This window comes from Curtobacterium sp. TXMA1 (assembly GCF_020162095.1).
Lineage (GTDB): Bacteria > Actinomycetota > Actinomycetes > Actinomycetales > Microbacteriaceae > Curtobacterium.
On sequence record NZ_CP083910.1, the window covers coordinates 3,332,176 to 3,344,674 of the forward strand.

Below are 12,499 nucleotides of genomic sequence, written 5' to 3' on the forward strand. Positions count from 1 at the left end.
GCGCGACCACCGCGCCCGGGCCCGTCGAGAGCGACCACACCGTGCTGCCCATCAGCGAGAAGACCATCCGTTCGTCCTTCGTCAACGCCTCCCGCAAGGAGGTCACGGACCTGACGCTGCCCACCGACCTCGAGACGCTGGACTGGGAGTCGCTCGACTTCCTCGGCTGGCGCGATCCGAAGACCGCACGTCGCGCGTACGCCGTGGTGCCGACGCTCGAGGGCGACCTCGTCGGCATCCTGTTCCGGCAGGCCGAGGCGTCGCCGCGTGCACGGGCGCAGTGCTCGTGGTGCCAGGACGTGAAGCTGCCCAACGACGTCGTGTTCTACTCCGCCAAGCGCTCGGGGAAGGCCGGCCGGAACGGCAACACCGTCGGGACGCTCGTCTGCCAGGACTTCCAGTGCTCCCGGAACGTCCGGCGCCCGGTCCCCCCGGCGTACGAGGGCTACGACGTCGAGGCCGCCCGGGTCCGGCGGATCGAGGACCTGCAGCTCCGGATCGCGTCCTTCGCCGCCGAGCTCTGACGCCGGGAAACGCCGGCGTAACGCGGCATCCCTATGGTGTGGCGGGTGGACCTCCGCGACTTCGACTCCGCCCCCGCCGACGACGCCCGACGGACCGCCCTGCACTGGGCGGCGGTACCGGCCTGGGCCGACGTCCTCGTGGCCGCCCGACCGTTCCGCACCGTGCCGGCCCTGATCGCGGCGGCGACCGAGGCCGCGGCGGACTGGACCGCGGCGGACCTCGACACCGCCCTCGCCGAGCACCCCCGCATCGGCGAGCGCACCACGGAGGCGTCGTCGGCCCGCGAGCAGGGCGCGATGGCGACCGCGGCGGACGACGTCGCAGCGGCGATCGCACGCGGGAACGCCGCCTACGAGGACCGGTTCGACCGCGTGTTCCTCGTGCGTGCCGCCGGTCGGACGCCCGAGGAACTCCTCGCCGAGCTCGAACGGCGTCTCGCGGGGGAGCCGGACGCCGAGGTCACCGAGGCCACCGCCGCCCTGGCGGACATCGCCGTGCACCGGATCCGTGCGACCTTCGGCGTCCCGCACCTGACCACGCACGTGCTCGACGCTCGAACGGGGACCCCGGCCGCGGGGATCGCGCTCACCCTGCGCACGGCCGCCGGCGACGTCCTGGCCACCGGCGAGACGGACGCCGACGGTCGTGCCGGGCTCGGGCCGGACGTGCTGCCCCGGGGCGACCTCGAGCTGCGGTTCGACACCGGCGCCCACCACCGCGCAGCCGGGGTCCCGACCTTCCACCCGTACGTCGTCGTGGCGTTCACGGTGACCGGCACCGACCACCTGCACGTGCCGCTGCTGCTCAGCCCCTTCGCGCACAGCACCTACCGCGGCAGCTGACCTCGCCGTGCGCGAGCTGGCCAGCGTCAGGCGCGACCGTCGCCGACCGTGGCGACCGGCGCCGTCGAACGCACCGCGTCGTAGGACCCCGGCACGGGGTCGTCGCCGTACCGCTCCCGCAGGCCGCGCGACCCGAGCAGCAGGTTGAGCAGGATCGCCGCGACCGCACCCGCCGAGATGCCGGAGTCGAACACGAGCGTGAACCATGTCGGGAACGCGCCGTAGATCTCCGGCGCGACGGTCGGCAGCAGCGCGATCGCGAGCGGGAGCGCCACGACGAGCACGTTCCGGTTGTCGAACCGCACCTTCGACAGCGTCCGGATGCCGCTCGCCGCGACCATGCCGAACAGGGCGACCCCCGCTCCGCCGAGCACCGCGTGCGGCACCGCCTCGACGACGGCCGCGACCTTCGGCACGAGCCCGAGCACCACGAGGATGCCGCCGGCCGCCGTGGCCACGTACCGGGAGCGCACGCCGGTCAGCGCCACCAGCCCGACGTTCTGCGCGAACGCCGTGTACGGGAACGTGTTGAACACACCGCCGAGCACCGTGCCGAGGCCGTCCGCCCGCAGTCCGTCGGCCAGGGTGCGGCGCGACACCGGACGGTCGACGACCTCGCCGACGGCCACCATGTCGCCCGTGGTCTCGGTCATGATGACGAGCCCGACGACGAGCATCGACACGATCGAGGCGAGGTCGAACGTCGGCAGGCCGAAGTGGAACGGGGTGACGACGGCGAACCAAGCCGCGTCGCCGATGCCGGATCCGTCGACCATGCCGGGGACGAACAGCGCGGCGACGGTGCCGAGGACGAGCCCGAGCAGCACCGACACCCGTGCGAGACCCCGCGGCGCGAACCGCTCGACGAGGACGATCGCCAGCAGCACCCCGGCCGCGAAGGCGACGTCGAGCGGATCGGCGGCCCCGTCCTTGCCGCCGTCGGTGATCCACCCCGCGGCCACGCTCGTCAGCGAGACGCCGATGATCAGGATCACGGTGCCGGTGACGATCGGCGGGAACAGCCGCACGAGCTGCGAGAACCACGGCGCGACGAGCACCATGAACACGCCGCAGGCGATGGTCGCCCCGTAGACCGCCGTGATGCCGTGCGCGCCGCCGATCGCGATCATCGGCCCGACGGCGGCGAACGTCACGCCCTGCACCAGCGGCAGCCGGACCCCGAAGCGCCAGAACCCGACGGACTGCACGATGGTCGCGAGGCCGGCGACGAACAGGTCGGCGCTGATGAGGAAGGCCAGGTCGGCCCGGTCGAACCCGAGCGCCCCACCGACGATGAGTGGGACGGCGACCGCCCCCGCGTACATCGCCAGGACGTGCTGCAGCCCGAGCGGCAGCAGCCTGGCGAGCGGCGGGATCGTGTCGACCCCGTCCTGCCCGGTGGTCGTGCGTGGTGTCCTCGTGCTGGTCATGGGTGCCCCCGTCGCGTCGCCGGTCACGTGTCACCTCGACGCTAGGGAGCCCCTGTTTCCGCGCCGTGACGAGCACGGGTCGCGCGGATCACGCGACCCGACCCCGGAACGCACGTTCCGGCCGCTGGCCGCCACCGGGACGGACGGGAGGCCCGTGGCGGGGTCGCCACGAGCCTCCAGACCGTCTCCTGGTCGCCTCAGCGACCGATGGACGACATGTCCGGGTACCGGTCACCGGTCGGGACGGGCAGCGCCGACAGGCGCTCGAGCTGGTCGGCGGACAGCGTCACGTCGGCTGCACCGACGTTCTCCTCCAGCCGCGAGACCCGCTTCGTGCCGGGGATCGGGACGACGTCGTCGCCCTGCGCGAGCAGCCAGGCGAGGGCGACCTGTCCCGGCGTCGCGCCGACCTCGGCGGCGATCTCCTTGACGGCGTCGACGATCTTCATGTTCTCGGCGAACGCCTGCTCCGCGAAGCGTGGGTTCTGGCGTCGGAAGTCGTCCTCGTCCAGGTCGGACGGCTTCGTGATCGCGCCGGTCAGGAAGCCGCGGCCGAGCGGCGAGTACGGCACCAGGCCGATGCCGAGCTCGCGGAGGGTGTCGAGCACGTCGCCCTCCGGGTCGCGCGTCCAGAGCGAGTACTCGCTCTGCAGTGCGGTGATCGGGTGCACGGCGTGGGCTTTCCGGATCGTGGCTGCGCTCGCCTCGGAGAGCCCGATGTGGCGGATCTTGCCCTCCTGCACGAAGCCGGCGAGCTGGCCGATCACGTCCTCGATCGGGACGGCCGGGTCGACGCGGTGCTGGTAGTAGAGGTCGATGTGGTCGGTGCCGAGGCGGCGGAGGGAGCCCTCGAGCGCCTCGCGGACGGACTCCGGGGCGCTGGAGATGCCGCGCTGCTGGGTGGGGGTCTGCTCACCGGCCTCGTGCCGGTACAGACCGAACTTCGTCGCGATGACGACCTGGTCGCGGCGGTCGCCGAGGGCACGACGGAGGAGTTCCTCGTTCGTGTACGGGCCGTAGGCCTCGGCGGTGTCGAAGAGCGTGACGCCGAGGTCGATCGCGCGGTGGATCGTGCGGATCGACTCGTCGTCGTCGGTGCCGGCGCCCGTGTAGAAGGCGCTCATGCCCATGGTGCCGAGGCCGACGGAACCGACCTCGAGGTCTGCGAGCGTGCGTGTCTGCATGCCTGCAGGTCTACTCCTGGCGGCCCCTCGTCAGGGAGGTACCGGCACGGCTACGCTGAGGGGACGGACAGTGTCCACGACGGAAGGGGAACGTCATGACCGTGGTCTGGATCGTCATCGGGGTCGTGGTGGTCATCGCCGCCGCGCTCGTCGTGCTCGAGGTGCAGAACGTCCGGCGCCGGAAGGCCCTCGCCCACCTGGAGCCCGTCGACCCGCGCGTCGGGGAGCGCGCGATGTCCGAGGCGTCGGGGGAGCACGCGATCATCGAGGGCATGGCGAAGTCCGCCCACCCGGGGATCAGCGGCGCAGGCGGTGCCTTCCCGGGCTGACCCACTCGGTTGCAGGTTCCGCTGCACCGTGTTGCACTCGGCACCGGACACCCTCGTGCGGTTCCTCCAACGGGATCGGACGCACAGCCCGGCACTGGTGTGATCGACCGGTGAACCTGTACCTCCGGCTCTTCCTGCTCGGTCTGCGCCTCCGGCTGGCCGCCCTGCGCCCGGGGCCGCGCCGTTCGCTGTGGGACGAGGCCCGCACGCCCTTCCGTGTCCTGCCGACGGACCTGGACACGCTGATGCACGTGAACAACGGCCGGTACCTGACGCTGATGGACCTCGGCCGCTACGACCTGCTGCACGGGTCCGGCTTCTGGCAGGAGTCCGCCCGCCGCGGCTGGTACGCCGTCGTGGCTGCGCAGACGATCACGTACAAGCGCTCCCTGACGCTCGGGGAACGCTTCACCCTGCACACCCGGGTGCTCGGCGTCGACGAGCGCGCCGTGTACATGGAGCAGACCTTCGTCCGACAGGGCGCGGTCGTTGCCCGGGCGGTCGTCCAGGCGCGGTTCCTGCGGCGTGAGGGCGGCCAGGTGACGCCCGACGAGGTGGTGGCCGCAGCGGGCGGCGCGGCGCGGGATCTCACGCTGCCGGGATGGGTGCACGAGTGGGCCGACGCGGTGCGGATCAGCAGCGGCGGCAGCGTGCGCTGACCCGGGCACCCGCCCGGCTCGGCGACCGTCCTACGATGACCACGTGGACGACGACGACCTGGTGCTGACCGACGCGGCCGCCTGGCGTACCTGGCTCGACGAGCACGAGGACGATCCCGACGGCGTCTGGCTCGTGCTGGCGAAGAAGGGCACCACGGAGCCGACCTCGCTGACGTACGACCAGGCGCTCGACGAGGCCCTGTGCTCCGGCTGGATCGACGGACAAAAGCGCGGCCGCGATGCCGGGACCTTCCGGCAGCGCTTCACCCCGCGTCGCCGGGCGTCCCTCTGGTCGCAGCGGAACATCGGTCTGGTCGCGGCGCTCGAGGACGGCGGACGGATGCGCCCGCGCGGTCGCGCCGAGGTCGACCGGGCGAAGGGCGACGGCCGGTGGGACCGCGCCTACGCCGGAGCGGCCACCGTGACCGTGCCCGACGACCTCCGGGCGGCGCTCGACGCCGCTCCCGCCGCGGCCGCGCTGTTCGCCGAGCTCGACGCGACGAACCGGTACGCCGTGCTGCACCGGGTCGTGACGGCGCCGAGCGACGCCGCGCGGGCGAACCGGATCGTGAAGCTCGTCGCCGGCCTGGCCGCGGGCGAGACGCCGCACCCGCGTCCGACCCGCTGACCGACGTGCCCCCGCGGGGCGCGTCGAACCATGATCCCGACATCGAACCAGCCGCACGCCGTGGTTCGATGTCGGGAACGTGGTCCGGTTCCCGATCCGGTGCGCGCGCCAGGGGGACACCGACCCAGGAACGGGTCACGGGACGGGCGTAGACCGGGCGCATGACCACTGGTACCGACACCACGAACCGTCCTGCCGCCGCCTCGGGCACCTTCCGCATCGGTGGTGACCTCGAGGTCCACCGCCTCGGCTACGGCACGATGCAGCTCACCGGCCCGGGCGTCTGGGGCCCGCCGAAGGACCACGACGAGGCGGTCCGCGTCCTCAAGCGCGCGGTCGAGCTCGGCGTCGACTTCTTCGACACCGCCGACTCGTACGGCCCCTACGTCGCCGAGGACCTGCTCCGCGAGGCGCTGCACCCGTACGGCGACGACGTCGTCATCGCGACCAAGGCCGGCCTGACCCGCACAGGCCCGAACGAGTGGCCGCCGGTCGGCCGTCCGGAGTACCTCCGCCAGGAGGCCGAGATGAGCCTGCGCCGGCTCGGCCTCGAGCGCATCGACCTGTTCCAGCTGCACCGCATCGACCCGAAGGTCCCCCTCGAGGACCAGGTCGGCGAGCTGAAGAAGCTGCAGGACGAGGGCAAGATCCGGCACATCGGCCTGTCCGAGGTCTCCGTCGACGAGGTGAAGGCAGCGCAGGAGATCGCCACCATCGTCTCCGTGCAGAACCTCTACAACCTGCAGAAGCGCGACGCCGAGGAGCTCCTCGACTGGTCCGAGGAGCAGGGCATCGGCTTCATCCCGTGGTTCCCGCTCGCGACCGGCGGCCTGACCGGCGACGACTCGCCGCTCACCGAGATCGCCGAGCGCAAGGGTGCGACGCCGGCACAGCTCGCGCTCGCCTGGCTGCTGAAGCGCTCGCCCGTCATGCTGCCGATCCCGGGGACGTCGAGCGTCGACCACCTCGAGGACAACCTGCAGGGCGCGACGATCGAGCTGACCGACGAGGAGTTCGCGGAGCTGTCGAAGCTGGGGGAGTGAGCCCCCGGGGCCGGCCGACATCCGACGGGAGGCCCGTGGCGATGCCGCCACGGGCCTCCCGTCGTCTCGTGACCACTTCGTGACCCGGCTCGGCTTGTCGGCGCCTACCGCGTATGTGCATACTCGGTATGTCCTAAGCGGACGGAGACGGGGGAGTCACGATGAGCGTCAAGATGGGCGTACTCGCGCTGCTGGTGGGAGGACCCGGCTACGGGTACCAGCTCAGGGGGAGTTCGAGCACCGGACCGGGGGGAGCTGGCCGCTCAACATCGGCCAGGTCTACACGACGCTCGACCGCCTCGAACGCGACGGCCTCGTGGCCCGCGGCGAAGCCGACGATGACGGTCACGTCGTCTACACGGCGACCGTCGCGGGCCGCGAGGAGGTCGCACGCTGGTTCAGCGAACCGGTGCCCGCGAAGCGCGGTCGCGACGAGCTCGCGATCAAGTTCGCCCTCGCCGTCACCGTCCCCGGGGTCGACGTCCCGCGACTCGTGCAGGTCCAACGGGCGTCGGCGATGCGCGCGCTGCAGGACCTGACCAGGCTCAAGCGGACCGCCGACCCGGCCGAGGACCTGGCGTGGTCGCTCGTCCTCGAGTCGATGATCTTCCAAGCCGAAGCCGAGGTGCGGTGGCTCGACCACGTGGAGAGCTCCGTCGGCCGGTACATGCCGCCCGCGGTACACGACGCACCGGCTCAGGGCAGGGCCATTGCCGCAGCGGCACGTGAGGCCGTCCGATGAGCACGACAGCGACCGCTCCGCTGCTGTCCCTCGACGCGGTGAGCGTCCAGTACGGCTCCGGGGAGCGAGCGGTAACCGCTCTTGCCGGTGTCGACCTGTCGGTCGAGCGCGGCGAGATGGTCGCCGTGATGGGGACGTCGGGGTCCGGCAAGTCGACCCTCCTGGCATGCGCCGGTACCCTGCTGCCGCCCACCAGCGGCGAGGTCCGCATCGACGGCGAGTGGGTCTCCGACCGCCCCGCCCGCGAGCTCGCAGCACTCCGTCGACGCCTGGTCGGCTTCGTGTTCCAGGACTTCAACCTCATCCCGTCGCTCACCGCGGTCGAGAACGTCGCACTGCCGCTGGAGCTCGACGGCTGGAAGGCGAGCCGGGCCCGACGCGCAGCCGAGCTGGCGCTCGAGAACGTCGAGCTCGGGGACCGTGCCGACGCCTTCCCCGACGACCTGTCCGGTGGGCAGCAGCAGCGCGTCGCGATCGCCCGCGGGGTCGTCGGTGAACGGCGCCTGGTGCTCGCCGACGAACCGACCGGCGCCCTGGACTCACAGACCGGCGAGGTCGTGCTCCGGATGCTCCGTCGACACGTCGACAACGGCGCGGGCGCACTGCTCGTCACGCACGACGCGCGCCACGCCGCGTGGGCGGACCGGGTGGTCTTCCTTCGCGACGGCCGGGTCGTCGACGAGACGGTGTACGCCGGCGTCGAGGACCTCGTCGGCCGAGCAGCATCGTGAGGGGCCGGCGCCGCACCCGCACGCCCGTCGCGATCGGGGCCGCCCTCCGTCTCGGTCGTCGCCTCGCCTTCGCGAAGGTCGGCCGCGCGGTGTTGATCGTGTCGCTCATCGGCGTCCCCACTGCAGGGTTCGCGGCAGGGGCCGTGGTCATCCAGTCCACACTGCCCACGGTGCAGGAGCAGCTCCGGTACGACCTCGGCCACGCGGCGGCCCAGATGCGCCTGTCCGGTCCTGACGTGCCCGGGATGCGGCAGGACCCCGTCCAGTGGCAGCTGACCGACTCCGCACGGGACAGCCCGGTGACGACGGCAGACGAGGACTCACCCTGGGCCGAACTGCTCGACCACGTGCCCGAGGGAGCTGATGCGATCACGGTCCGGACCACGCAGGTCGTCGTCCGCGGCCCGGAGGTCCCCGTCGCCGTCACCGCGGACGAGGGAGCGACGTGGTCGCCCGCCCTCGACGGGCACTGGCACGTGCTCTCCGGCCGTGCGCCGGCCGCGCCGGACGAGGCGATGGCGACCCCGGCGACACTCGAACGCCTCCACGTGTCCGTCGGTGACGCGATCACCGTCACCGATCCGGTCCGCGAGCGCTTCACCGTCACGGGCACCATGCGCGATGCCGCGACCGGCCCGGATGCCGAGGGCGTGTTCCTGCCGTCGGGGTCACTTCCTGCCGACCTCCCGGCGTCGTTCCCGCGCGACGGGACGGACACGACCGTGTACCTACCCGACGTCGCCCCGACATGGTCGGAGATCCGCGCGCTCAACGCGCACGGGATCGTCGTCGAGTCCCGTCCGGTCGTGCTCGACCCGCCGTCGGACCGACTCGAGGGAGCCCCGACCGGGACGACCGTGGACGCGTACCTCGGAGCCATGGCGCTCGTCGGGGTGTTCGCCGCCTTCGAGGTCGCACTGCTCGCCGGTGCCGCCTTCCTGGTCGGCACACGGGCGGACACCCGCACGCACGCGATCGTCACGAGTGTCGGCGGCGGTCGTGGCTTCGTCCGCGCCGTCGTCGCCGGCTCCGGGCTGGTGCTCGGTGTGACGGGTGCGCTGCTCGGCACCGCACTCGGCACAGGACTCGGTGTGCTCGCGTTCCGTCTGCTCGACGACGGCAACGTCGGGACATGGCCGGGGCTGCACGTCCCGGGACTCGCCATCGTCACGATCGCGGCGGCCGCCGTCGTCGCCGGTCTCGTGGCGGCCCTGGTCGCGGCACGGGCGGCGACCAGGATCGACGTCCTCGCGGCCCTCCGTGGATCCCTGCGACCCGCTGTCCCCCGTCCCCGGGCGGAGCGTCGACGTCGCACCTGGGTCCCCGTCCTGGTCGTCACCGGGGCGGTGATGACGCTCGCGTGCGGCGCCGGGGTGCTCCTGCTCAACGACCGCCCCGTGCAGCAGGACCGGTGGGCGGTGCTCGTCGGTGTCGGCGTCGCGATCGGGCCCTGCCTCGTGCAGCTCGGCGTCGCGCTGGCGTCGCCGTGGGTCCTGGCCGGCCTCGCACGGCTCTCGGCCCGCCTCGGTCTGTCCGCCCGGATCGCCGCGCGGGACGCCCGACGAAACCCGGTCCGCACGGTCCCGGTGCTCGCGAGCGTGATGAGCGTCGTGTTCGTCGCCTCGGTCGTGATCACGTGGAGCGCCTCGGAGCACGCCCGGTTCGTGCGGGGGTACGAGTACACGACAGCCGTCGGGGTCGCGACCGCGAACGTTTCGCTGACCGACCGGGACGGGTACAGCGACGGGTACGACGCCGCCGTCACCGACCGGGCCGCGCGGGTGCTCTCCGGCGCGTTGGACGGCGTCCGGCTGCACGTGCTCGCCGTGAACCGCGAGGACACCGGCAAGGGGCCCACCACGATCACCACGCCGCACGACTTCGTCCAGCGGGACTGCCCGACCTCCGACACGACCGGCTGCGCGACCTTCCTGCAGAGCGTCGGGAGCGGCGAGCCGCACATCGTGGCGGGGACGGTCGACGACTACGCCCTGCTCACCGGGCACCGCCCGTCCGCCGAGGTCCGACGGGCGCTCGCGGACGGCGAAGCCGTGTCGCTCTGGCCCGAGTACGTGCACGACGGGGCAGTCCGCATCGACACCTTCCGGAACCGCACGATCGACGATCCCACGTCGCTCGGTGCGACCAGCCCCGACACCTCCACCACGATCCCGGCCGTGCTCGACGTGCAGACGCCACGGATCAAGGTCGGGGTCTTCATGACGCGGGAGACGGCAGCGGCAACCGCGGTCCCGCTGGTCGACGGCATGCTCGCGATGCACCTGTCGCAGGAACTGACCCCGGCGCAGTACGACGAGCTGTCGTCCGCGTGGCAGAGCGGTGGCGGCGCGGACCGGGAACGATGGGGTGGTCCGGGCTTCGTCTACGAACGCGGACCGGTCGACGAACAGGCGACGGTACAGGCCCTCGTGCTCGCCCTCGCCGCGGCGGTGACGATCGGCGCCACGGCGGTCGCCGTCGGACTCGCCCGGTCCGACGGTCGTCGCGACGACGAGGTCCTCGACGCGATCGGAGCCGAGCCGGTCCTGCGTCGACGCGTGTCGGCGTGGCAGGCGGCGATCCTCACCACGGTCGGCGCGGTCGTCGGCACGCTGCTCGGGTTGCTGCCGATCCGGGCGCTCACCCTTCGGTTCGATGCCGGTCCGACCGGGACCACGCACCTGCCGTTCGTGGCGGACTGGCCGGTGCTCGCGCTGCTGGCCCTGGGCCTCCCGCTCGTCGTGACGGCCGGGACCTGGCTGACCGCCGGCCGTGGACGCCGGGTGGCGGTGCGCCGTGCGCACTGAGGACGAGACCGTCGGCGGTCGCGAACCTGTGAACGGCCACGAGGACCCTCAGCCGGACCGCACGTTCCCCAGGTCGGGGGACTGGTTCCGTCGGGCGATCCGGGGGATACCTGTACCCGTGACCCGCACCACCCGCCTCGCCCTCGTCGCGAGCATCGTCTCCGCAGCCTGCCTCGTCGGGGCCGGCGTCCTCGTCGTCGCCGCCCCCCACACGGCGAGTGCCGAGGACCGGCCCGTCGCGACCGCAGCGGCGTCCCGTGTGGAGCGGAAGGCCGACCTGCCGCGTCCGAGCACCCCGGACCAGGTGGTCTCCGGTGCGCTCGACACCCCGGCCCTGGCCGACGCGGTGCCGTTCGCGTACGCGGGGGACTCGATCACCGCGCGCCCCGACTCGTGGCTGCACCAGCTCGAGGGCGACGACCGGCTGCACGCCGTCGGCGGCTACGCGCACAGCGGGTACCGCGCCGACCAGGTGCTCGCCGAGATCGGTCCGGTGCCGCAGGCCCGCGTGCTCGTGGTCGAGGTGGGGACGAACGACGTCAACCAGGCCGTCCCGCTGGACCGCACCATCGCGAACGTGGACGCGATCGTGCGCAAGGTCGGCGCCGAGCGCGTGCTCGTCGTCGCCGGTCCGCCGTCCGACTGGACGTGGAGCCGGTGGGGTGCAGATCGCCGCTCGGGGCAGATCGTCCTGACCGACGCCCTGCACGCCGACGCCGACTCCCACGGCTGGGCGTTCGTCGACCCGTTCCGGGCCCTCCGGGCGGCCGACGGCGCGTACCGGCCCGGTACCTCGCCGGACGGCATCCACCCGACCGCCGAGGCCAACCGCTCGGTCGCTGCCGCGATGGCCACGGCGATCGAACGGACCGCCAGCTAGTCCCCCCGTCCGGTCACTCCGGCAGCGGCTCGGCGTACGTCCGGAAGTCCCCGCGCTCGGTGTGCATGGTCCAGAGGCGTTCGGCGACCGCGGCCGACGAGTGGTCGTCCTGCCCGTCGTCGATGCCGAACGGGATGATCAGCTGGCCGACGTGCACGTGCTCCTCGGCGACGGCGTCGTGCAGGAGCTGCGCGTACGCGCTCTCGCCGGCGAAGGCGACCGAGGTGCCGGTCACCCGCGCGCCCGGTCGGACGGCGCTGCCGCCGTTGACGAACAGGATGGTGCCCGTGCCGATCGCCCGCATGCCGGGGAGCACCTGGCGCACGGCGTTCACCGAGCCGTAGACCGAGAACTCGATCGGACCGACGAGGTCCTCGGCCGTGGTCTCGAGCACGGGGCGCATGTACTCCTTGGCGGGCAGCGGGCTGTACTGCAGCACCTCGATCGGGCCGAGCTGCTCGGTGGCGGCCTCGAGCGCGGCGCGGAGCGAGTCCCCGTCGCGGACGTTCGCGGCGAACCCCTGCGCGCGGTACCCGGACGACCGGAGCTCCGCGGCGAGCGAGTCGAGCCGGTCCTGGTTGCGGGAGATCAGGGCGATGTCGAAGCCCTCGCGGCCGAAGCGGTCCGCGACGGCGAGCCCGAGGCCCTTGCCGGCGCCGACGATGGCGATGGTGGTCATGCGGTGGTCCTTCCGTGGGT

At 72.8% G+C, this 12,499-nt stretch carries 13 protein-coding genes and 1 pseudogene; 11 read left to right on the plus strand and 3 right to left on the minus strand.

All coding sequences use genetic code 11. The features are described from left to right. Positions 1-41: 41 nt before the first annotated feature. The 3 genes and pseudogenes from LCG91_RS15735 to uraH all read left to right on the plus strand — a co-directional run bounded on the left by LCG91_RS15735 (position 42) and on the right by uraH (position 1,367). Entirely contained in the window at positions 42-524 is a 483-nt protein-coding gene (locus LCG91_RS15735; RefSeq protein ID WP_224441960.1) for an FBP domain-containing protein, read from the plus strand. Positions 525-557: 33 nt separating this feature from the next. Then, a pseudogene (gene uraD, locus LCG91_RS15740) lies at positions 558-1,028 on the plus strand (2-oxo-4-hydroxy-4-carboxy-5-ureidoimidazoline decarboxylase); the annotation flags it as partial. Further along, entirely contained in the window at positions 1,029-1,367 is a 339-nt protein-coding gene (uraH, locus tag LCG91_RS15745) for a hydroxyisourate hydrolase (protein ID WP_224443171.1), read from the plus strand. It begins immediately after the preceding pseudogene. 26 nt (positions 1,368-1,393) lie between these two features. On the opposite strand, the gene LCG91_RS15750 is transcribed toward uraH, so the two are convergent. Both LCG91_RS15750 and LCG91_RS15755 read right to left on the minus strand, forming a co-directional pair. Next, the gene (locus LCG91_RS15750; RefSeq protein ID WP_224441961.1) at positions 1,394-2,797 is read right to left on the minus strand and encodes a nucleobase:cation symporter-2 family protein; all 1,404 of its coding nucleotides are present in this window, start codon (positions 2,795-2,797) and stop codon (positions 1,394-1,396) included. 197 nt (positions 2,798-2,994) lie between these two features. Then, positions 2,995-3,981, minus strand: coding sequence for an aldo/keto reductase (locus LCG91_RS15755; protein WP_137768519.1), 987 nt, complete (start codon positions 3,979-3,981; stop codon positions 2,995-2,997). 95 nt (positions 3,982-4,076) lie between these two features. On the opposite strand from LCG91_RS15755, the gene LCG91_RS15760 reads away from it, so the two are divergent. The 8 genes from LCG91_RS15760 (at position 4,077) to LCG91_RS15795 (ending at position 11,800) form a co-directional block, all read left to right on the plus strand. Further along, entirely contained in the window at positions 4,077-4,310 is a 234-nt protein-coding gene (locus tag LCG91_RS15760) for a hypothetical protein (RefSeq protein WP_058729053.1), read from the plus strand. A 110-nt stretch (positions 4,311-4,420) separates the two neighbouring features. Next, entirely contained in the window at positions 4,421-4,969 is a 549-nt protein-coding gene (locus LCG91_RS15765; protein WP_058729052.1) for an acyl-CoA thioesterase, read from the plus strand. Positions 4,970-5,012: 43 nt separating this feature from the next. Then, a complete protein-coding gene (locus tag LCG91_RS15770; RefSeq protein WP_224441962.1) occupies positions 5,013-5,597 on the plus strand; it encodes a YdeI/OmpD-associated family protein in 585 nt (194 codons plus the stop codon). A gap of 161 nt (positions 5,598-5,758) precedes the next feature. Then, a complete protein-coding gene (locus tag LCG91_RS15775) occupies positions 5,759-6,640 on the plus strand; it encodes an aldo/keto reductase (protein WP_224441963.1) in 882 nt (293 codons plus the stop codon). 115 nt (positions 6,641-6,755) lie between these two features. Further along, on the plus strand, positions 6,756-7,382 hold the full coding sequence (locus tag LCG91_RS15780) for a PadR family transcriptional regulator (protein ID WP_318010463.1): 627 nt from the start codon (positions 6,756-6,758) through the stop codon (positions 7,380-7,382). Then, entirely contained in the window at positions 7,379-8,113 is a 735-nt protein-coding gene (locus LCG91_RS15785; protein ID WP_224441964.1) for an ABC transporter ATP-binding protein, read from the plus strand. The genes LCG91_RS15780 and LCG91_RS15785 overlap by 4 nt, the downstream gene beginning before the upstream one ends. Further along, positions 8,110-10,920 carry a hypothetical protein gene (locus LCG91_RS15790; RefSeq protein WP_224441965.1) on the plus strand — a complete coding sequence of 937 codons (2,811 nt, stop codon included), beginning with the start codon at positions 8,110-8,112 and terminating at the stop codon, positions 10,918-10,920. The genes LCG91_RS15785 and LCG91_RS15790 overlap by 4 nt, the downstream gene beginning before the upstream one ends. 118 nt (positions 10,921-11,038) lie before the next feature. Continuing rightward, positions 11,039-11,800 carry an SGNH/GDSL hydrolase family protein gene (locus LCG91_RS15795; protein WP_058729048.1) on the plus strand — a complete coding sequence of 254 codons (762 nt, stop codon included), beginning with the start codon at positions 11,039-11,041 and terminating at the stop codon, positions 11,798-11,800. Positions 11,801-11,813: 13 nt separating this feature from the next. Here the strand turns inward: LCG91_RS15795 and LCG91_RS15800 are convergent, their stop codons facing one another. Beyond that, positions 11,814-12,479: an SDR family NAD(P)-dependent oxidoreductase gene (locus tag LCG91_RS15800; RefSeq protein WP_058749831.1), complete on the minus strand. Its 666-nt coding sequence runs from the start codon at positions 12,477-12,479 to the stop codon at positions 11,814-11,816. Positions 12,480-12,499 lie beyond the last annotated feature (20 nt).